The 21,077-nt window shown below is 70.9% G+C and carries 16 protein-coding genes and 1 pseudogene; 6 read left to right on the forward strand and 11 right to left on the reverse strand.

The window, feature by feature from the left end; all coding sequences use genetic code 11:
• Positions 1–76: 76 nt before the first annotated feature.
• Entirely contained in the window at positions 77–460 is a 384-nt protein-coding gene (locus QA802_RS34685; RefSeq protein WP_334531237.1) for a hypothetical protein, read from the forward strand.
• 56 nt (positions 461–516) lie between these two features.
• On the opposite strand, the gene adhE is transcribed toward QA802_RS34685, so the two are convergent.
• The 7 genes from adhE to QA802_RS34720 all read right to left on the reverse strand — a co-directional run bounded on the left by adhE (position 517) and on the right by QA802_RS34720 (position 11,413).
• Complete coding sequence (adhE, locus tag QA802_RS34690) at positions 517–3,177, reverse strand: bifunctional acetaldehyde-CoA/alcohol dehydrogenase (RefSeq protein WP_334531240.1); 2,661 nt, start codon at positions 3,175–3,177, stop codon at positions 517–519.
• A 325-nt stretch (positions 3,178–3,502) separates the two neighbouring features.
• Positions 3,503–4,231, reverse strand: coding sequence for a CBS domain-containing protein (locus QA802_RS34695; RefSeq protein ID WP_327720237.1), 729 nt, complete (start codon positions 4,229–4,231; stop codon positions 3,503–3,505).
• A gap of 546 nt (positions 4,232–4,777) precedes the next feature.
• Positions 4,778–6,481 carry a phosphoenolpyruvate--protein phosphotransferase gene (gene ptsP / locus QA802_RS34700; protein WP_327720238.1) on the reverse strand — a complete coding sequence of 568 codons (1,704 nt, stop codon included), beginning with the start codon at positions 6,479–6,481 and terminating at the stop codon, positions 4,778–4,780.
• Positions 6,482–6,595: 114 nt separating this feature from the next.
• Complete coding sequence (ppdK, locus tag QA802_RS34705; protein WP_334531252.1) at positions 6,596–9,289, reverse strand: pyruvate, phosphate dikinase; 2,694 nt, start codon at positions 9,287–9,289, stop codon at positions 6,596–6,598.
• A gap of 112 nt (positions 9,290–9,401) precedes the next feature.
• Entirely contained in the window at positions 9,402–10,412 is a 1,011-nt protein-coding gene (gene adhP, locus QA802_RS34710) for an alcohol dehydrogenase AdhP (protein ID WP_327720240.1), read from the reverse strand.
• 127 nt (positions 10,413–10,539) lie between these two features.
• Positions 10,540–11,142, reverse strand: coding sequence for a universal stress protein (locus QA802_RS34715; protein WP_327720241.1), 603 nt, complete (start codon positions 11,140–11,142; stop codon positions 10,540–10,542).
• Positions 11,123–11,413 carry a universal stress protein gene (locus QA802_RS34720; protein WP_327720242.1) on the reverse strand — a complete coding sequence of 97 codons (291 nt, stop codon included), beginning with the start codon at positions 11,411–11,413 and terminating at the stop codon, positions 11,123–11,125. Before QA802_RS34720 ends, QA802_RS34715 begins: the two co-directional genes overlap by 20 nt.
• 355 nt (positions 11,414–11,768) lie before the next feature.
• On the opposite strand from QA802_RS34720, the gene QA802_RS34725 reads away from it, so the two are divergent.
• Both QA802_RS34725 and gap read left to right on the forward strand, forming a co-directional pair.
• The gene (locus QA802_RS34725) at positions 11,769–12,461 is read left to right on the forward strand and encodes a response regulator (protein ID WP_327720243.1); all 693 of its coding nucleotides are present in this window, start codon (positions 11,769–11,771) and stop codon (positions 12,459–12,461) included.
• A gap of 145 nt (positions 12,462–12,606) precedes the next feature.
• Positions 12,607–13,635, forward strand: a complete 1,029-nt coding sequence (gene gap, locus QA802_RS34730) for a type I glyceraldehyde-3-phosphate dehydrogenase (RefSeq protein ID WP_327720244.1) — start codon at positions 12,607–12,609, stop codon at positions 13,633–13,635.
• Between the two features lie 606 nt (positions 13,636–14,241).
• Here gap and QA802_RS34735 read toward each other — a convergent pair.
• Together QA802_RS34735 and QA802_RS34740 are read right to left on the reverse strand one after the other, a co-directional pair.
• On the reverse strand, positions 14,242–14,919 hold the full coding sequence (locus QA802_RS34735) for a hypothetical protein (protein ID WP_327720245.1): 678 nt from the start codon (positions 14,917–14,919) through the stop codon (positions 14,242–14,244).
• On the reverse strand, positions 14,916–15,839 hold the full coding sequence (locus QA802_RS34740) for a hypothetical protein (protein ID WP_334531259.1): 924 nt from the start codon (positions 15,837–15,839) through the stop codon (positions 14,916–14,918). The genes QA802_RS34735 and QA802_RS34740 overlap by 4 nt, the downstream gene beginning before the upstream one ends.
• 763 nt (positions 15,840–16,602) lie before the next feature.
• On the opposite strand from QA802_RS34740, the gene QA802_RS34745 reads away from it, so the two are divergent.
• The gene (locus QA802_RS34745) at positions 16,603–17,592 is read left to right on the forward strand and encodes an Acg family FMN-binding oxidoreductase (RefSeq protein ID WP_327720247.1); all 990 of its coding nucleotides are present in this window, start codon (positions 16,603–16,605) and stop codon (positions 17,590–17,592) included.
• A gap of 162 nt (positions 17,593–17,754) precedes the next feature.
• A pseudogene (locus QA802_RS34750) lies at positions 17,755–17,967 on the forward strand (hemin transporter); the annotation flags it as partial.
• A 9-nt stretch (positions 17,968–17,976) separates the two neighbouring features.
• Here the strand turns inward: QA802_RS34750 and QA802_RS34755 are convergent.
• Positions 17,977–19,107: a hypothetical protein gene (locus QA802_RS34755; RefSeq protein WP_327720248.1), complete on the reverse strand. Its 1,131-nt coding sequence runs from the start codon at positions 19,105–19,107 to the stop codon at positions 17,977–17,979.
• A gap of 250 nt (positions 19,108–19,357) precedes the next feature.
• Positions 19,358–19,939 carry an Rv1733c family protein gene (locus QA802_RS34760; protein WP_327720249.1) on the reverse strand — a complete coding sequence of 194 codons (582 nt, stop codon included), beginning with the start codon at positions 19,937–19,939 and terminating at the stop codon, positions 19,358–19,360.
• Between the two features lie 169 nt (positions 19,940–20,108).
• On the opposite strand from QA802_RS34760, the gene QA802_RS34765 reads away from it, so the two are divergent.
• Positions 20,109–20,810, forward strand: coding sequence for a PE-PGRS family protein (locus QA802_RS34765; protein ID WP_327720250.1), 702 nt, complete (start codon positions 20,109–20,111; stop codon positions 20,808–20,810).
• Positions 20,811–21,077: the final 267 nt, after the last annotated feature.

Raw genomic sequence — 21,077 nt, forward strand, 5'->3', positions numbered from 1 at the left:
CGACTCCTCACTCGTCGTGGGGGGCTTGTGGCGCAGACCGTTCGAGCGTGACCTGCGGGGGGATCCCCGGGCTGTCTTGGCCGCGATCAACGCGAGTGGCGGGGCACAGTACGCTCGCGTGGGGGCTTTGCCACTCTACGCGGCCGTCGAGGGCAAGAACCGGGTGAGCCTCGCGCAGCGTGAGGGTTTACCGGCTACCGCCGAGGTGGCCACGGCTGCGTTTCCCGAAGCAGGGTGTCTGCGTCTCCACCGGGTCCACGACGAGGACACCGTCGCTGTCGCCGTGTCGCAAGTGGACGGCGGCGAACCGCAATTCCTGCCTCTCCCACAGGAGTCCACCGCCGTGTTGGCCGCCTACGGCGTCTTGTGGCACCGAAGCGTCATGGGGGCCCGGGAAGGGCAGCAAGCCGCACTTGACGCGGCCAGGGAGCGCCTCGTCGGGCGGACCTTGATGCCCTGAGACGGCAGGCCCGGCTTCCTTCCCCTGGTGGGCGCTTGCGCGCCCACCAGGGAAGGCTAGTCGCCAGGTGTACCGACGGGGCCGTAGTAGGCCGCTCGCATCAGCTCCTGCATGTCGTCGAGCATGGGCATCCGCGGGTTGGCCGGGGCGCACTGGTCCTCGTAGGCGTTCATGGCCTGCTGGGGCAGGGCGTCGAGGAAGGAGCGCTCGTCGACGCCGAGGGCCTGGAACGACGGCTCGATGCCGACGGCTTGGCGCAGGCGCTCAACGGAGCGGGCGAGCGACTCCACGCCGGCCTGCGGGGTGGCGGCGGGAAGGCCGAGGGCGCGGGCGATGTCCTGGAAGCGCTCGGGAGCCCGGTAGCTCTCGTACTTGGGCCAGCCGGTGAGCTTGGTCGGGACGGTGCCGTTGTAGCGGATGACGTGCGGCAGCAGGACCGCGTTGGTGCGGCCGTGCGCGATGTGGAAGGTGGCGCCGAGCGTGTGGGACATGGCGTGGACGATGCCGAGGAAGGCGTTGCCGAAGGCCATGCCCGCGATGGTGCCGGCGTTGTGCATCTTCTCCCGGGCCTCCGCCGAGCCCTCGCGGTCGTTCACCGCCGCTTCGAGGTGGTCGAAGATCAGCCGGATCGCGTGCAGCGCCAGCCCGTCGGTGAAGTCGTTGGCGTAGACGGACACGTACGCCTCGATGGCGTGGGTGAGCGCGTCGAAGCCGCTGTCGGCGGCCAGGGCCGGGGGCAGGGCGGTGGTGAGGAGGGGGTCGATGATGGCCACGCTGGGGGTGAGCGCGTAGTCGGCCAGCGGGTACTTCTTGCCCGTGGCCGGGTCGGAGATGACGGCGAAGGGCGTGACCTCGGCGCCGGTACCGGAGGTGGTGGGCACGCACACCAGGCGGGCCCGGCTGCCCAGCGTCGGGAAGCGGAAGGCGCGCTTGCGGATGTCGGAGAACTTGTGCCGCATGTCGGCGAAGTCGATGTCCGGGTGCTCGTAGAGCAGCCACATCACCTTGGCCGCGTCCATGGGTGAGCCGCCGCCGAGCGCGATGATCGTGTCCGGGCGGAAGTCCCGCATGAGGCGGGCGCCGCGCTGCACGGAGCCGATGCTGGGTTCCGGTTCGACGTTGTCGATGATCTGTAGTGTCACGGGCTCGGGACGGCGCTTGAGGACGCGGTCGACGCGGTCGACGAAGCCGAGGCGGGTCATGGTCGCGTCGGTGACGATCGTGACGCGGTGGACGTCCGGCATGGAGGCGAGGTAGCGGATGGCCTGCGGCTCGAAGTAGATCTTCGGCGGGACCTTGAACCACTGCAGGTTGTTGCGGCGCGTGCCAACCCGCTTGACGTTCAGCAGCTGGGCGGCGGAGACGTTGTTGGACACCGACGTGCTGCCCCAGGAGCCGCAGCCGAGCGTCAGGGAAGGCAGGAGGCTGTTGTAGACGCCGCCGATGGCGCCCTGCGAGGAGGGTGCGTTGACGATGATCCGCACGGTCTTGATGCGCTTTCCGTACGCCTCCGCCAGCGCCCGGTCCTCGGTGTGGATGACGGCGCTGTGGCCCTGGCCGTGGAAGGCGACCATGTCGGCGGCCAGGTCGAAGCCCTGCTGCTCGGAGCCCGCGCGCAGGACGGCGAGGACCGGGCAGAGCTTCTCGCGGGTCAGCGGCTCGTCCGGGCCGACGCGCTCGGCCTCGACCAGGATGACGGAGGTGTCCTCGGGCACGGTGAAGCCGGCCTGCTCGGCGATCCACGCCGGGCTCCGACCTACGGCCGTGGCGTTGACCTTGGGCTCGCAGCCCGCGCCCGCCCGGCCGGAGGGGAACAGGAACGCCTCCAGCTTCGACTTCTCCTCGGCGGTCGCCAGGTGGGCGTGCAGCGTGCGGAACTCGGCCAGGGCGGTGTCGTAGATCTCGTCGTCGAGGATGACGGCCTGTTCGGAGGCGCAGATCATCCCGTTGTCGAACGACTTGGACAGCACCAGGTCGTTGACGGCCCGGCGTAGCTTGGCGCTCTTGTGCACGTACGCGGGGACGTTGCCCGCGCCCACGCCCAGGGCGGGCTTGCCCGCCGAGTAGGCGGCCTTGACCATGGCGTTGCCGCCGGTGGCGAGGATCAGCGAGACGCCCGGGTGGTGCATCAGCGTGCCGGTGGCCTCGACCGACGGGGTCTCGATCCACTGGATGCACTGCTCCGGCGCGCCCGCGGTGACGGCCGCGTCCCGCACGATGCGAGCGGCCTCGGCGCTGCAGCGCTGGGCCGAGGGGTGGAAGGCGAAGACGACCGGGTTACGGGTCTTCAGCGCCATCAGCGCCTTGAAGATCGTGGTGGAGGTCGGGTTGGTGACGGGCGTGATGGCGCACACCACCCCCACCGGTTCGGCGATCTCGACCATGTCCTCGATGTCGTCGCGGGCGATGACCCCGACGGTCTTCATCCGGCCCATGCTGTGCGTGACGTGCTCGCACGCGAACATGTTCTTGGCGGCCTTGTCCTCGAACACGCCGCGTCCGGTCTCCTCCACCGCGAGTCGTGCGAGCGCGGTGTGCTGGTCGAGGGCGGCGACCGACGCCTTCTTGACGATGTGGTCGACTTGCTCCTGCGTCAGTTCCTCGTAGTCGGCGAGTGCCTTGAGCCCGTTCGTGACCAGCCGGTCGACGGCGATGGCGGTCTCGGACGGCTCGCCGCCCGGGGCGGCAGCTCGGGTTCGGGCGTCCTGTCGGGTCATGGGGGTTGCGCCTCCGTCGTCGAGGTCGTGGGCCGGGAGACCGGCAGCGTGCGGCGTGGGGAGCGGCACCGCGGAAGATCGGTACTGCTCCTACTGCCACCGTCTCGCAGAGGGGAGCCGCCACCCAGACGTCAAAGGTCCCGGCCGGGGGCCGACCGGCCCGGCGGGGTCGGGGCCGATCGGTCACCTGACGGCGAGGGGCGCCGGATCGCGTACAGGGGCGGGCATCCGGCAGCGCCTGTAGGCGCTGCGGACGTCCCGGGGTGATGGTGGGGGGTATGCGCTTGCCGGTCCTCCCTGAGCGCCGCCTAAGCGGCGCCCGGGACTACCGCTCGGGGAGCCAGTCGTGGGCGATCCGGCGCGAGGGGTGCGTCTCGCGAGGGCGGGTGTCGTCGACGCGGAAGGTGAGGCGGTTCATCACGCCCACCACGCCGTCCACCCGCCAGGCGAGCTGGACCACCAGCGGGATGTCGCTGCGGCGTTCCAGGCGCCCCTCCAGCGTGGCCGTGCCGTCGTGGACCGAGACGATGACGGTGTGGGGCGGCAGACACATGGCGCGGGTGAGGACCTCGTCGATGATCTCCTGGCGGATCTCCCCGTCGGTACGCAGGAAGACCCGCAGCAGGTCACGGCGCGTAGCGATGCCGATCAGACGGTCCTCCTCGTCCACCACCGGAAGCCGTTCGATGTGGTGGCGCTCCATCACCCGTGCGGCGTCCGCGACGCGCTGTTCCGGGTGCACCGTGATCGCGGGTGTCGACATCAGCTGCCCGGCGGTCATGGCACGGGCCTTGGCGGCCGCGCTTCGCCCCGTGCGGCGTAGCGGCGGCAGCCGGAAGCGGCGTCCCCGGTGGTCCGGTTCGGCCTGAGCCGCCTGTCGGCGTATCAGGTCGGTCTCGGAGATCACGCCGAGGACCTTGTCGTCGGCGTCCACCACGGGCAGCCCGCTGATCCGATGCCGAGCCAGCAGCTGTGCGACGTCCTTGAACGGTGTCTCCCGGCGCGCCTCGATGACCTCGGAGGTCATCACTTCGCCGACCTTGCAGGTCTTCACGGCAGTTCCCTTCTCCACCGGTGCATGCGGGGTGCGCTCGGTTTCCCTTGCGTACGACCCGCGCAAACGGTCCCGTATCCCCGCTGGGCGATGTGCTCCTGCGGTGGGCATCGGGGGCCGGAACTCGCGGGTGAGGGCGGCCGGTCCGTCGCTGTTGTCCCGTTGGAGTGTCCCGGGTAGCCGGCCCCTGATGCCTCTTCAGCCTCCCGCGCACCGGCTTGGCGGTGCAGGGGCCAACCGGTCCCGAGCTGCCGGGCCGAACCGCCCTCTCCTCGGCTGGACACGGTCGGTGACGAGATCACCACGGCAAAGGCGGGGACGGCTGTCCCACCCCGCCGTGGGGCGGCCGGGAGGAACGCAACCATCAGGCGGAGCAGGACAGTTGCACTCACCGCTGACACGAAGACGGCAGAGCTGAGGGCGCGGTGGGGATGCGCAATGCCGCAGGGTTCAAGCCGCGATGGCCCGCAGTCGGCCGGACTGCACCCGGCCGCTTCCGTACTTTCCGGTGCCGAGTGCCGGCGGATGCGACCGGGCGCGGGGCGGTCAATGGCATCCGGCAGTCGCACTGACCGGCTCGTCCATCCCGGACAGGGCGGTGCGGGCTGCTGCGCGTGCCTCCTCGGCGGTGTCCGCGGCGAGGGCTGCAGCGGCTGCTCGCCGGCACTGGGCGAGGGTATGCCGGGCCAGTTCGGCGCGTACATAGGGCAGTGCTGCGGCGCCCATGGACAGGCTGGTGACGCCGAGTCCGGTGAGCACGCAGGCGAGCAGTGGATCGGCGGCGGCCTCGCCGCACACCCCGCAGCTCTTGCCTTCGGCGGTCGCGGCGTCGGCGGCCGCAGCGATGAGGTCGAGCAGGGCGGGCTGCCATGGGTCCTGCAGTCGCGCGAGCGCGCCCACCTGTCGGTCGGCGGCGAAGGTGTACTGCGCGAGGTCGTTGGTGCCCAGTGACAGGAACCCGGCCTCCTGAAGGATGGACCGGGCGCGCAACGCGGCCGAGGGAATCTCGACCATCGCGCCGATCTTCGCCCGCAGGCCCGCCTGACGGCAGGCGTCGACGAACGCCTGGGCGTCCGCGCGGTCCGCGACCATCGGCGCCATCACCTCCAGCTGTACCGGCAGGCCCGCGGCCGCCGTGGCCAGCGCCCGTAGCTGCGACTGCAGCACGTCGGGGTGGTCGAGCAGTGTACGTAGCCCGCGCACGCCCAGCGCCGGGTTCGGCTCGTCGGCCGGGGTGAGGAAGTCCAGTGGCTTGTCGGCGCCCGCGTCCAGCACTCGGACCACCACCCGGCCCTCGGGGAATGCCTCGAACACCTTGCGGTACGCATCCACTTGACGTTCCTCGGACGGCGCCTGCCTGCTGTCGTCGAGGAAGAGGAACTCGGTGCGGAAGAGGCCGACGCCTTCGGCCCCCGCCGCGAGGGCGGCCGGTACGTCCGCGGGGCCGGCGATGTTCGCCAGGAGCGGCACCCGGTGTCCGTCCGCGGTGGCCCCAGGACCGGAGGCGGAGGCCAGGGCCGCCTCGTGGGCGGCGGCCTGGCGCTCCAGCTCTGCCCGCGTGCGGGCATCCGGTTCCAGGAACACTTCGCCGGTGCTGCCGTCGACCGCGACGACGGTGCCTTCGGCCACCCCGGTGGCGCCGGGCAGCGCCACGACCGCCGGTACGCCCAGGGCGCGGGCGAGGATGGCGCTGTGGCTGGTCGGCCCGCCCTGCTCGGTGACGAAGCCCAGGACCAGGTCCGGGTCGAGCAGCGCGGTGTCGGCCGGGGCCAGGTCGCGGGCGAGCAGCACGTAGGGTTCTTTGCTGTCCGGCAGGCCCGGCATGGGCACGCCCAGCAGCCGGGCGATGATGCGGTCACGTACGTCGTCCAGGTCCGCGACCCGGCCCGCGAGGTACTCACCCGCCTGGGCCAGCAGCGCCCGGTAGGCGGCGAAGGCGTCGAAGACCGCGCGCTCGGCGCAACTGCCCCCGGCGATACGCCGCTCGACATCGGCTATGAGTTCGGGGTCCTGGGCCATCAGGGCCTGGGCTTCGAGGACCGCTTGTGCCTCACCGCCGGCCAGGTCACCGCGCGCCGTGAGATCTGCGGCGACCGTGTCCACCGCCCGCCGGGCGCGGCCCTGTTCACCCCGCACGGCCTCGGCCGGGATCCGCCGGTCGGGCGGCTGAAGGACCGCGGCCCCCATATGCCGTACCGCGCCGATCGCCACACCGTGGCTGACGCCGACGCCTCGAAACGTTGTCTCCATCTTGCCTGTCTCCGAATAGGTGCGGCGGCGACCGCCGCACATCGTCATCTCACTTGCGGCCGGCGGCCCGCCGGGCCGAGGCCGGGCCTTTCGCCTCCGGCCCTGCGGGGTGTGTCACCGGCTGTCGCTGGTCTGCGTCTCGGGGAGTGCGGCTCGTCCGGCCTCCAAACGGGCGACCGGGACACGGAATGGCGAACAGGAGACGTAGTCCAGCCCCACGCCGTGGAAGAAGTGCACGGAATCCGGGTCACCGCCGTGCTCGCCGCAGACACCGATCTTCAGCCCGGGCCGGGCCGCACGGCCCTCGGCGACCGCGATCTCGACCAGGCGGCCCACACCCTCGCGGTCGATGGTCTCGAACGGGGACGCCTTGAAGATGCCCTTGTCGAGGTAGGCGGAGAAGAAGGCCGCCTCGACGTCGTCGCGGGAGAAGCCCCAGGTGGTCTGGGTCAGGTCGTTGGTGCCGAAGGAGAAGAACTGTGCCTCCTCGGCGATCCGGCCCGCCGTCAGAGCAGCCCTCGGCAGCTCGATCATCGTGCCGACCGGGCACTCCACAGGGACACCGGTGGCCCTGCTGACCTCGGCCAGGACCTGCTCCACCTCCTCGCGCACAATCCGCAGTTCCTCGACCGTGTTGATCAGCGGCACCATGATTTCCGCCTGCGGATTGCCCCCGGCGCGCTTGCGTTCGACAACCGCCTCGGCGATGGCCCGTACCTGCATGGCGACCAGGCCCGGTGCCACCAGGCCCAGGCGTACGCCGCGCAGGCCGAGCATCGGGTTCTCCTCGTGCATGCGGTTGACGGCGTCGAGCAGTTCGGAGTCGTGCTCGCTGGGTGGGTTGCCGTGGGCCTCGGCGGCGGCGAGGCGTACGGCGAGTTCGGTGCGGTCGGGCAGGAACTCGTGCAGGGGCGGGTCGAGGAGGCGGATGGTGACCGGCAGGCCGTCCATCGCCTCCAGGATGCCGACGAAGTCCTGCCGCTGGAGCGGCAGCAGCGCGTCGAAGGCCCGTTTGCGTTCGGCGTCGGTGCGGGCCAGGATCATCGCCTCGACCAGCTGGCGGCGGTCGCCGAGGAACATGTGCTCGGTGCGGCACAGTCCTATGCCCTGCGCGCCGAACCGGCGGGCGCGGGCGGCGTCCTCGGGGGTGTCGGCGTTGGCTCGCACACCCAACCGCCGTACGCCGTCGGCTTGTCGCATGGCGCGGGCCACGGCGTCGACCAGTCCGGCCGCTCGCTCACCCTGCCCGCCGGTCTCGAAGTACCGCATCACGATGGAGTCGACCAGCGCAGCCGCCCCGGGGTAGACCGCGCCTTCGGTGCCGTCGACGGAGATGACCGTGCCCTCCTCGACGACGGTGCCGCCCACGCTGAAGCGACGGCCCTGCGGATCCACGGTGATTTCCTCGGCACCGCACACGCAGACCTTGCCCATGCCGCGGGCGACCACGGCCGCGTGGCTGGTCTTGCCGCCCCGGCTGGTCAGCACGGCCTGGGCGGCGACCATGCCGGGCAGGTCGTCGGGGGTGGTCTCCTGACGTACGAGGACGACCTTCTCCCCGGCGGCGGCGCGCCGGACCGCCTCGACGGAGTCGAACACCGCGGCGCCGACGGCGGCACCCGGCGAGGCCGGGATGCCGTGCGCGAGCGCCTCACCGACGGCCGGGGTGTTGAAGCGGGGGAACATCAGCCGGGCCAGCCCGTCGCCGCTGACCCGTGCCAGGGCCTCGTCCGGGGTGATCAGTTCCTCGTCGACGAGCTCCGCGGCGATGGCGAAGGCGGCCTCGGCGGTGCGCTTGCCGACCCGGGTCTGCAGCATCCACAGTCGGCCCCGCTCGATGGTGAACTCGATGTCGCACAGGTCCCGGTAGTGAGTCTCCAACGTCCTTATGTGTTCGAGCAGTTGGGCGTACGACGTCGGATCCAGGTGCTCCAGGTCGGTCAGCGGGACGGTGTTGCGGATGCCCGCGACGACGTCCTCGCCCTGAGCGTTGGACAGGTAGTCGCCGTACACGCCTCGGGCGCCGGTGGCCGGGTCGCGGGTGAAGGCGACGCCGCTGCCGGAGTCGGGCCCGAGGTTGCCGAAGACCATGGTCTGTACATTGACCGCGGTGCCGAGGTCGTCGGGGATGTGTTCGCGGCGGCGGTAGAGGCGGGCGCGTTCGCCGTTCCAGGACTCGAAGACGGCCAGGACCGCTCGGCGCAGCTGCTCGGCAGGGGACTGCGGGAAGTACTCGCCCGTCTCCTGACGGATCAGCTCCTTGGAGATCTCGACGAGCCCGGCCAGATCGGCCGCGTCAAGGCTTAGATCGTCCGGCGCGCCCCGGGCCTCCTTGAGGCGGGTCATGGCGTCTTCGAACAGTGCACTGCCGACGCCCATGACGGTGCTGCCGAACATCTGCACGAGGCGGCGGTAGGAGTCCCAGGCGAAGCGTTCGTTCCCGGAGGACTTCGCCAGCCCGAGCACGGACTCGTCGTTGAGACCGATGTCCAGGATCGTCTCCATCATGCCGGGCATGGAGAACCGGGCCCCGGAGCGGACGGACAGCAGCAGCGGGTCGTCCGGCTGGCCCAGCCGCCGTCCGGCCGCCTCCTCCAAGGCCGTCAGATGATCGGAGATCGCGCGGGCCAGGCTGTCCGGCTCGGTGCCGGTGGCCAGGAAGGAGCGGCAGGCTTCGGTGGTGACGGTGAACCCGGGCGGCACCGGCAGGCCCATCCGGGTCATCTCGGCCAGGTTGGCGCCCTTGCCGCCGAGCAGGTCGGCCATGTCACGGCCGCCCGCGGCGAAGTCGTACACGTAACGGACCATGACGGTGTGCCCTTTCAGCCTGCTGTCCCGTGGGAAGTTGTGGGGCCCGGTCGTGTCCGCCGGGCGTCGTGGCCGGTCGGCGTACGACGTGCGGCGGACCCGCGCGGGTGTTTCACATCTCGAAGACGATGCGTGCCTTGATCTGACCGTTGAGGACTTCGGCGATGGAGTCGTTGACGGTCTCCAGCGGCCGGGTTTCGTAGATCACCTTGGTGCGTCCGGCGGCGTGCAGCTGGAACACCTCGTCCAGGTCCTGGCGGGTGCCGACGATCGAGCCGATGACGGAGGTGCCGTTGAGCACGGTGTCGAAGATCGGCACCTGAATGGTTCCGCCGGCGGGCAGGGCGACCATGACCAACTTGCCGCCGCGCCGCAGTCCGCCGTAGACGGACGCGAACGCCTGCTCGTTGACGGCCAGCGCGATGGCCGCGTGGGCGCCCCCGTGCTGCTTGAGCACCTCGGCCGGGTCCTCCTTGCGGGCATCGATGAGAATGTCCGCGCCGAGCTCCCGGGCGAGTTCGAGCTTCTCGTCGGTGACGTCGATCGCGGCGACGGTCGCCCCGGCGATCTTCGCGTACTGCACGGCGAGGTGTCCGAGACCGCCGACACCGGAGATCGCCACCAGCTGGGTCGGGCGGACGCCGGCAACCTTGAGCGCCTTGTACGTCGTGACGCCGGCGCAGGTCAGCGGGGCGGCGTCGCGCGGGTCGATGCCGTCGGGGACCACAGCGGCGAAGTCCGCGGGGGCGAGCATCTTCTCGGCGTAGCCGCCGTCCACGCTGTAGCCGGTGTTCTGCTGCTGCTCGCACAGTGTCTCCCAGCCGGACAGGCAGTGCTCGCACCGCCCGCAGGCCCAGCCCAGCCAGGGGACGGCCACCCGCTGCCCGACCTCCAGATGAGTCACCCCGTCTCCGAGCGCCTCGACGATGCCGACGCCCTCGTGACCGGGGATGAATGGCGGGGTCGGCTTGACCGGCCAGTCGCCGTGGGCGGCGTGGATGTCGGTGTGGCACAGCCCGGACGCCTCCAGCCGGATGCGGATCTGGCCGGGGCCGGGCTGCGGGTCCGGGCGCTCCTCGATCACCAGCGGCTGGCCGAAGGACCGGACGACTGCTGCCTTCATTTTGATGCTCCTCGGTTCTGTCTGTTCGGTGCGGTTCCAGCGTCGAACGGGCCCCGACGCGGCGGGCAGGTCCTGGACGTCCTCGCGTGTGGGGCCCCTCGGCCCTCAACCGTGCGGAAACCGGCCCTCAGCCGTGCGGGACGACGGCGACCGGGGCGACGGCGTGGTGCAGGACGGCATGGGCGACCGGCCCGATGCGCATACCGAGAGCGGGCCGGTGCACCCTGCGGCCGACCACTACGAGTCCGGCCTGCGCGGCGGCCTGCAGTACGACTCCGGACGCACGGGCGAGATCGACCGTGCAGGCGACCGGGACCTGCGGGTACTTCTCCCGCCACGGCCTGAGGGCGTCGGACAGTGCCTCCTCCGCCTGACCCGTGATACCGCCATCCTGGCTGGCCGGCTGCCCCACAGCGGGGCCGTATCCGTACAGCGGCGGCAGACTCGGCGCGTGCACAGCGCGCAGCGCGGTTCTGCGGGCGGCGGCCGTCTCGAAGGCGAACTCCAGCAGCGGCCCGGCCGGGCCGTCGAGGTCGTCGAGCCCGACCACGACATCTCCACCGTCGTGCTTGGCGGCCGAGCGGGCGTTCGCCCGCACCATGACCACCGGGCCGTTCGCCCGAGCCAGCACCTGCTGCCCCACGGAACCGAGCAGGAACCCTGCGATGGCGCCGTGACCGCTGGAGCCCAGCACCAGCATCTGGGCCTTCTCAGCCTGGCCCAGCAGCACCCCGGCCGCGGTGTCGGATATCTGACTCGGTGCTGACCGTCAGTTCCGGATGCCGCCCGCGCAGCTCCTCCTCGGCCTCCCGCAGTATGCGCAGTGCCCAGTGCTTCTGCGTGTCCAGATCCTGTGCGACGGGCACGTCGTGCGGCTGCCGGATCCGGGCATGCACCAGATGCAGCGGCAGATCGCGGCGCTGTGTCTCGCGGGCTGCCCAGTCAGCGGCGGCGACGCTTTCGGGGGAGCCGCCCAGGCCGACGGTGATGGGGCGAATCATGGGAAGCGACCTCCGGATACGGGACCAGCGGGCCGCGGACGATGGCGTCGGCCCATGTCCCGAGCCTTACGAGGGGGCGGCCGCGGTTCCAGGAGCCGATGGTCCCGACTCGGACGGCATGGTCCCCAATGGTGAAGAAGGCACACCCGGGTCACCTCGGCGTTCGGCACCGGCCGGCGCCGGGTAGGCGATCAAAACCGGTACGCGGGGGAATGCGGGAACAGCGGAGCGAAAAGGGCCGGTCGGCCCTGGCCGTTCGGCCCGGAATCGCGCAAGATCTGTGACAGGGAAGGACCGGTCCCGCCCATCCGGCGGTTCCGTGCCGGAGAATGACGACACAGGACAGGAGCCGTCGATGGCGGACAGCGAGCGACCCGGACCAGACAACCCGATCCGGGTCTTCCTGCTGGACGACCACGAGGTGGTACGCCGGGGGGTACACGACCTGCTGAACGACGAACCGGACATCACCGTGATCGGCGAGGCCGCGAACGTGGAGCAGGCACTGGTCCGCGTCCCCGCGCTGCGCCCGCAGGTGGCCGTGCTCGACGTGCGCCTGCCCGACGGCGACGGAGTGACCGTCTGCCGGGAGCTGCGCTCCCAGATGCCGGAGCTGGCCTGCCTGATGCTCACCTCCTTCGACGATGAGGAGGCCCTGCTCGACTCGATCATGGCCGGCGCCTCCGGATACGTGCTGAAGCAGATCCAGGGCTCCGACCTGGTCTCGGCTGTGCGCACAGTGGCCGCGGGCCAGTCTCTGCTCGACCCGAGCGCCACCACCCGGCTGATGGCCCGGCTGCGCAAGGACCAGCAGCCCGAGGAGGAGCCGGACGCCCTGCCGGGGCTCACCACCCGCGAGCGGGAGATCCTGGCCCTGATCGGCGAGGGCCTGACCAACCGCCAGATCGGTCAGCGGCTCTACCTCGCCGAGAAGACCGTCAAGAACCACATCTCCCGCCTGCTCGCCAAGCTTGGTGTGGAGCGGCGCATCCAGGCGGCGGTCATTGCCACGCAGGCCCAGGACCGGCTGCGGCACGAAGGGCGCTGAGCCTCCACTCGCAGCCGAAAAGCCCGCAGGGCCGAACGTCCCTCACCTGACCCCCGTGCGGCCCAAGCCGAACCCCCTCCCCGGCCGCCAGGCTGGCAGCGCACCCGGACACCGCCGGGCGCCACTGAGCGGGAGGGCGACGGACATGACCGTGCGCGTGGGCATCAACGGCTTCGGCCGCATCGGACGGAACTATCTGCGCTGCGTGCTGGAGCGCGCGGAGAGCGGTACCGGCGCACCGGTCGAGGTCGTGGCGATCAACGACCTCACCTCGCCGGACGCACTGGCCCATCTGCTGGCGTACGACTCGACGTATGGCCGCCTCGCCCGCACTGTCGAACACGACGACACTTCGATCACCGTCGACGGCCACCGCATCGCCGTGACCGCCGAGCGTGACCCGGCCGAGCTGGACTGGGGACACCTCGGTGTGGACGTGGTCATCGAGTCGACCGGCCGCTTCCGCACCCGTGAGCAGGCCGGTCTGCACCTGAAGGCGGGCGCCCGCAAGGTACTGCTCTCCGTGCCGGGCAAGGGAGTTGACGCCACGATCGTGATGGGCGTCAATGAGGCCACGTACGTCCCGGAAAGCGACCACGTGGTCTCCAACGCCTCGTGCACCACCAACTGCGTGGCGCCCATGGTGAAGGTGCTCGACGAGCACTTCGGCCTGGTCAAGGGCCTGATGACCACCATCCACGGCTACACCAACGACCAGGTGGTCCTCGACGGCCCGCACAAGGACCTGCGCCGCGGTCGCAGCGCCGCCGTCAACATCATCCCCACGTCCACCGGCGCTGCCCGCGCGGTCGGCCTGGTCCTGCCGGAGCTGACCGGGACCTTGGACGGCATCGCCGTCCGCGTGCCGGTCGAGGACGGCTCGCTGACCGACCTGAGCGTGGTTCTGGAGCGGCCCGTGACTGCGGACGAGGTCAACGCCGCGTTCCGGGAGGCCGCCGACGGGCCGCTGAAGGGCATCCTGCGCGTCTCGGACGCCCCAATCGTCTCCCGCGACGTCGTCGGCGACCCCGCCTCGTGCGTCCTGGACGCCCCGCTGACGCAGGCGCACGGCGATCTGGTCAAGGTCTTCGGCTGGTACGACAACGAGTGGGGCTACACGAACCGACTGCTCGACCTCACCGAGTACGTCGCCGCACGCCTCCCTCGGATCTGACAGAGGAAGACTGAGGCACGACGGGTGACCGCCGACCGAGTCCGGCATCCGGATCGGCGGGGCCTTACCACCGCATCGTGACACTCGGACGTCCTGCGGCGTGTTCGTCTTTGTCTCCTCCACGGCATATGCGGGCCGGCAACCGGCAAACAAGCAACCCCGGGATCCAGCCCGCCCCGGCAGCCGTCCCGGAGATCGCCTTCCGGCTGCCAGAGCACGGCCTGACCGCAGGCGGCCGGTGCCGGTCGAGCAGGATGGACGGCATGAAGTCGGAATTCGACGACCACAGCGGCCTCTCGCACCCGGACGGGAATCCCCCCGGGCAACACATCGTCCGCCTTCCCCACGGGCGGGTCGCACACAGCACAGGACACCAGTCGACCCGCAAGACCTCTGATCCCCTCGCCCTGCAGCGGAGACAGACGCTCGGTCTGATTATTCGGTGGGGCGGACACGGCTCGTCCCCCCGCCCACCGTCGTCCTGCCACCGCTTCGATGCCCGTCAGGCGGTGCATCGGCCGCGGGATGGGCGTGGGGGTGGTGCGGAAGCCGACGGCGACCGCCGCGCGCACGACGTCGGCTGACAGGCCAGACGGCACTGCCTTCTCAGCGACGTGCCGGGGCGGCGCGTTCGCCCTCAGCCCGCTGCCTCAGACGGCGGAACTGCCGGGTTTGCATGATCCAGTGGGCGGGCTCCCAGACCACGAGGTTGGCCAAGCCGGCTGGGAGAGCCGGGCGTGCCGCTGCGTAGCCGCTGACGACGAGGCGGGTACGGCCGGGTGCGGGCTCGCTGAGCAGGAATCCCCACAGGGAGTCGCTGTAGTACCGGGGCCTGTCCGTGGCGGGGTCGAAGGGGTGCCCCCACAGGTTCAGCGAGGCCCTCAGCCCCAGGAAGCGCTGCGGCTCCAGGGCCGCGACCTCGAACCAGGTGTTGCCGCTCGGCGTCGAGGCGAGGTGGTCGCCGAGCGCGATGCCCTGCCACTCCGGGTGGATGCGGTCGGCGCTGGGGCGTCCGGCGTTGTCGAGGCGGTCCCAGCTGTACCAGCCGGCGCGGTCGCAGCCCATCTGCACCAGCCAGGGCCATACCTGGGACACCGGTGCGTCGATGGTCACCGCCATCGTTGCGCCGCGCTTTCCAGCGGGGACGATCTCGGCGCCCGGGTAGGTCATGCGCAGTTCGTCGTCGGTGGCACCCCATCGCAGCAGCCTCGGGCGCACGGTGACCGACCAGGCGGCAGCCGTCGCTGCGGCTGCGATCAGGGCGTTCGTGTGGTTTCGGATCATGGTGCTGCCTCCTTCACCGGCTGTGGAAGCGCCGGCCGCAGCGTGGTGAACAGGGTGAGCGTCAATGCCGTGAAGAGCAGGCCGAGCACTGTCATCGCTGCGGCCTGCCCGGCGGAGGCGTCGGGGAGATCCCGCAGCCAGGCGGCGACTGCCATGGCTCCGACGGCCGGGCCGACCAGCGCCAACCATCCCGACAGCGCCAGAGCCGTCTTGCGGGCCCACGCAGCTCCGTGACGCATACCGGCTGCTGCGGCGATGGCGGCGGGCAGGCCCACGCCGAGGTCGAGCAGCGCGATCGTCCAGAAGTAGCCGGGGCCCTCCTGGTAGTCCGCGGCCGAGGGGTGCGATCCGGCGGCGTCGAGAAGAGCAGGTATGTAGCGCGCGAAGGCCACGACAGCCAGGAATGGGATCAGAATGCCGCCGACGATCCGCTCCCGCCTGGCGGGCGGCACCCAAGCCGCCGGGTCCAACTGCTGCCAGGCGAGCACGGCCGTGGTCCAGCCGAGGACGAACAGGGCGAGGTGCAGCGGGAAGAACGCCTCGCCGTTGCCGTCGTAGCGCAGGTACTGCGGTCCCAGGACGTACTGCGGAGCCATGTACGCCGCGTATACGGCCGGTGCGAGGGCGACCATGGCGCCCAGCCGGTGCCGGCGCAGCACGAGGACGCCGGCGCACACCGCGAGCGGGGCGACGACGGCGACCGCGAAGATGTCGAGCGCCACGAGCTGGCTCTTGAGCGCCCCGTCGTCGGGGACCGGGTACTCGATCACGGCGGACCCGACGGGACCGAGCAGCGTGTTGACCACGATCAAGGCCGCCAGGGCCAGCAGGCCACCGGCGAGCAGTCGGCCACGAATCAGCGCTCCGGCCGCATGGGGCGGCGCCTCGGAGCTGCTGGCAGGGACGGGCAGTTCGGCCATCGCACACCCCTTTCCCACACCACAGTAGGAAGCGCGGCAAGGCGTGGAGCAGGGCCGAAGGTCCCCGCAAGAGGGCCGGGAGTCTGCCGACGCCGGGCCGCCGGCCACCAGTCTCGTCCCGTGGACCTATAGCGCAGGCACGCAGTCCCAGGGAGCGCTGCCTGGAGTGGCCTGCGGCGTTCGCCGTGACCCAGACCCGTATGGGGCCCACCGGCTCTTCCGCTTCATCCGCCCCGCCCTACGGTGGAGGGGTGATCAACCGCTCCGCGGGAGGAGAGCACGTAAAGATCGTCGCGTGCGGGCGGCCTCGCGAACGAGGAGCTGCTGCGTGGTAGACCTCGCCGGCCGGAGCGGCGACAACGCTCTCGTCCGCGTTAAGGCGACCTGAACCCCGGGACCACGCACGGCCACGGATCTTCGAACCGGAGCCGAGGTCTCGCGCGGTGTGGGGACGGGGAGCCCTCGCGGATGCCGATCCCGACGCCCGCGCCTGACTCGATGATCACTCCGAAGGACCGCGTGTCAGAGGGCCGATTGGCCCCTGCGGGGGGACGATGAGGTCCTTGCGGGGCGTGTTCTGGCGTGGTGTCTGGAGGTAGGGCGCAACAGCGTCGTGCGGCGAATCCCGGCCCGGCCCGGCCCGGCCCGGCTCGGCGAGTGGAGTGGGAACGGATCGTCGCGGCGCCGGCAGAAGCGGCAATCCGCTCGGCTGGGTACCCGACGGCTGGGACCTGTCGCATCGGCAGCACGTGAGGAGGATGCCATGGCACCGCGACTGGATGAGAAGACGGTGGCGAAACTGGTGGCCGAGGCCACGACGGCTCCGTCCATGCACAACGCCCAGCCGTGGCGCTTCCGCTTCCTGACCGGCGAACGTCTCGTGCTGCTCTACGCCGATCCCGAGCGGGCCATGCCCCGCTCGGATCCGGACAGCCGGGCGCTGCACATCGGCTGCGGGGCCGCACTGTTCAATCTACGGGTGGCAGCCGCGCACGCGGACCTTGTCCCCGACACGCGGCTGCTGCCCGAGCCTCAGGACCCGCTGCTGCTCGCCGCCGTGCACCTGGCCGACCCCACGGGGCGCTTCCGGGACGACGACCTGGCCCGGCTGCACCCGGTGGTCCGGGAGCGGCACACCAGCCGCCACCCCTTCGCCGAGAAGGGCGTGCCCGAGGACGTGCGGTCCACCTTGCAGGATGCTGCCGCGCGGGAAGGGGCCGAGCTGCTCTTCCCCGGCCTGTGGCATACCGAGACCGTACTCGACCTCGTCCGTGACGCGGAAAGCCGCGACTTCATGGACGCCGAGGCCAATGAGGACCTGGTGCGCTGGACCCGGCTCGGGCCCGAGGCGGACACTGCCGTCGACGGCGTCCCCGAATACGCCTTCGGGCCTCGTAAATGGGACGGCAAGGCTCCCGTACGTGACTTCACCGGACGCCGGCCGGTAGCCGACCGCGGCACCACGACCTTTGAACACACCCCGCACCTCGCCCTGCTCAGCACCCTCGGTGACGGCCCCGCCGACTGGCTGCGCGCCGGGCAGGCACTCGAACGCGTCCTGCTGGAGGCCACCCTGGTCGACCTGGCCACCTCCCTGACCTCCCACGCCCTGGAGGACCGCGAGCTGCGCCTGCTTGCCCGCGACCCGGGATTGGGCGCCGGCCAGGTGCAGATGGTGCTGCGTCTGGGCTACGGTCCGCGAGGCCCGGCCACGCCCCGCCGCCCCGTGGGGGATGTCCTTGAGATCGCGTGATCAGACGCCGTGGCGGTCCGGGCGGGAAACGAGGCGCTCCGGAGTGCAGACGCCGTCCTGACGGGATCGACGACTTGTGATTATTTGCCTCTGGCCTGGGGCCGAAGTGCCCCGGGCTGGACGCTTGGCGGCCTTCGAAGACGCGCATTGCCGCGGAACGGCGAGGAGGACGCTGCCGGCGAAGCAGGCGCCCGCGTCGGCCTGATGGACCTCGCCGATGTGGATCTGCCCGCGGACGCGGACGTCTACCTGTGTGGCTCGCTGCCGTTCATGCGCGCTGTACGAGCACAGTTGCTCCAGGCCGGCATCCCCGCCCGGCACATCCGCTACGAGGTCTTCGGCCCGGACCTGTGGCTGGCCCACGCCGAGAACTGAGCGTTGGGCCTATGGCACCTGCGGTGGTTCGGGCAGACGGCCGGTCAAGGATTCGATGTACTGCCGCACCAGATCAAGATCGATGTCGGCGAGGAAGGCGGTCTCTGTGTGCCCGCCGTACTTCATCTGGCCGGCGGTCAGCGCCGGCGGAATTCCCCGGCCGCGCACCCAGGTCTTGATCTGGCGCTCGAAGGCCCACGCGTCACCGGTGAGCTCGAAGTTCCAGCGCGCGACAAGTCGCCAGCCCTGGGACACGTGTTGGGTGATGCGTTGGTCGAGGTTGGCAATGCCCCACTTCAGAGCGCGATGGCCATCATGGACGACGAGGTAGAGGTGGCCCGGCCGGGCGGGGTTGATGCCGCGCTCGGCGCAGGTCGGGCAGCCTCCCTGCGGGCCTCGGATGTTGTGCAGCGTCGGCCCAGGGGCCAGGACCGTCTCACACGTCAGGCAGCGCGCCCTCCAGGGCAGGTCCGTGCTGCCCGGATAGGGGACGAGCGGTTCGAGTCCCTTCTCCAGCATGCTGGCGATGGCCTCTGCCTCGTCGAGCCGCAGCGCGTCCGCGATCTTCTCCGAGCGGCACGACCAGCATTGGCGACCGCGGGCGCGGACCTTCGCATAGGTGGGGGTGCCGACGTGACTGCAGCGCATGCAGCGACACAACCAGGGCTGCAGCGACCCCGGATAGCCGACCAGGGGCTCCAGACCAGCCTCCGTCATCAGCTTCCGCGCGGGCTCATCGGTGACATCGCGGCCGGCACAGTTGGTGCAGCCGCCGCGCCCGTTCTGGACGTGGGACAGCTTCTTCGGCTTGATGACCCCGCAGTGGACGCATCTGGCCGACCACGGCTTGCCAGCCCCCGGATAGTCCTCGAGCGGGTCCCAGCCCCATGTGAGCATGACGGCAGCAGCCTGCGCCCCATCGCGGGTGAGCTTGGCTGCGATCTTGAGAGACCGGCAGGTCTTGTTGCAGACACCGGTTCCCTTGTTCACGACGTCGTTGTAGCGCGGCGCGCTCACCGCATTGCATGTCAGGCAGAGGCACATCCAGGGAAGTTGTGTGCCCGGGAAGGGCTCGATCGGGCGCGCTCCGCGGCTTGTCAGGGCCTCGATGGCCTCAGCTTCGGTTACCTTGCGTGGCACACGGTCCCCCTTGGCGGCGCGCCGGGCGCCATCTCTGCTTGAGGGAGATCCTATTCCAAGGAAGGTTGCAGGGCAGGGGCTGGGCGAGAACCGGGGCGGGTCGTCCCGCCCACTATCTCGCGGTTCCGGAACGCTCTCCCGCCGATGGCTGGTTGGTGTCGCCCTGGTGAAGCCGTAGAACGCTGTCCGCCTGCACCTGGCCCTGCTCCGTCCCCTCGGCGGCGGTGCGGGCCCCGCAGTTGGAGGCGTTCTACGCGTGCCGGTGTCCCCGGTTGGCGTCGAACTCGGCCCAGGCGCGTTCCCACCGCGCCATGCGCCGCACATCCAGCCGTACCCGGGCGACCCACCAGCCGCCCACTACCAGTACGCACACACCTGCCCCGGCGGCCGCGCCGAGGGCGGCTCCCTGTGACCTGGCCTGGGCGGGGGTGGGCGGTGCGGGACGGAGGCGGTCGGCGTCGTCGAGCCACACCGTGGTGTAGGAGCCCGCCTTGCTGCCCGCTGCCACTGGGGCCTCACCGGTCTTGGGGGAGCCGTCGGGGGTCGTCCACCGCACGGTCGTCCGCACGTGGTCTTCTGCCATCCCGGAGAACCGTGACGGCGTCGCGGGGGCGTCCTCGACGAGGCGCGCTGCAGTGCGATGCAGGACATGCGCCTGGTCGAGAGCGGAGCGCTCGCCCACGGCAGCCGTCACCACGCCCACCGCGGGCACCATGAGCAGGAGCAGCGCCGCTGCTGCGACGCCGATCCAGGCTTCGGCGACGTCGGAGCGCCGCTTGAGCAAGTTGCGCCGCCAGCGCCAGAGCAACACCCTGCCACCGTGTATCAGCATGTGTGCATCCCTCCGGGCATGACGGACCTGAACATCACACCGCTACGGTGACGGATCGGCGAGCGATGGCGGCAGAGACCATCGGGGTCGTCTTGGGAGGGCCGATCGGCCCTGTTGCAAGAGCCGGCCGGGCCCGGCTGCCGAAGCGCCGCCGGGCACAATGCCGTTCATGACAGACGACGTGGGCGATGGCATGGATGCTCCTCAACTGGGTGAGGCCGTGGCGCTGCTGGCGGACTTCCTTGGCGCCGAGCCGTTGACCGCGGCCATCGCCTCACTGGAGCGGGACCTGGCGGGAAGGCCCGCGAGACAGGTCGGTGACCTGGCCGCCACTCGGGGAATCAGTCCCGACCTGATGGTGGCTGCGCTGACCGTGCGTGAGAGCCTCGGCCGGCTGAACGACCTCATCCATGCGGCCGGGATCGTTTTGGCGCTGCCTCATCTCCTGGAGGAGGGGGAGGAGATCTCCGTACGTCCTTCGCTGGCTGCCGGCAACGATCCGCGCCGACCGTTCGACCTGGAGACGAACCGGCGCGTGGCCGAGTTCAAACTGGCGCGGTGGCGCGGCGCGGACGCCATGCGCAAGCGGCAGACGTTCAAGGATCTGGTCATGCTTGCCGCCGACCGCACGAGCCGGCGCGCCGAACTGTTCGTCGTCGGACCCGAGCCCGGCCGCTTCCTGCGCACCTCCAGGGCGACGGCCGCCTGGGCGCTGGACCGCACGCCGCACGCCCGCCGAGTGTTCGAGGAGTCCTTCGGCTCCCTGGACCTCTCCGTCGCGCAGTTCACCGCGCACCACGCCGGCCATGTCCGGGTCACCGACCTGTGCGACGTGCTGCCGCCCATGGTGGCAGCGGCGCTGGTGCGCTGATCACGGCCGGGCACACGGCCGGGCGTCGGTCATGCGGGTGAACGCTACGACCGGCTCCTGATGCGGTGCCCGGCCGAAGCGCCTGATGTGGGTGGGCCGGACGGTCCTGGTCGTCGCCCGTTGCACGGGACCAACAGCCCTCGGAAAAGGGACTGTTCGGCCCGAGTGCCGCCTTCTGGGGTTCGAAGAAGCTGCTTTCGAGACCGAACGGGAGGAGGCAAGGCCACGGACCGCCGCTTCCATCTGCCGGCTGCGCGTTCTCCAAAT

The organism is Streptomyces sp. B21-105 (assembly GCF_036898465.1).
Lineage (GTDB): Bacteria > Actinomycetota > Actinomycetes > Streptomycetales > Streptomycetaceae > Streptomyces.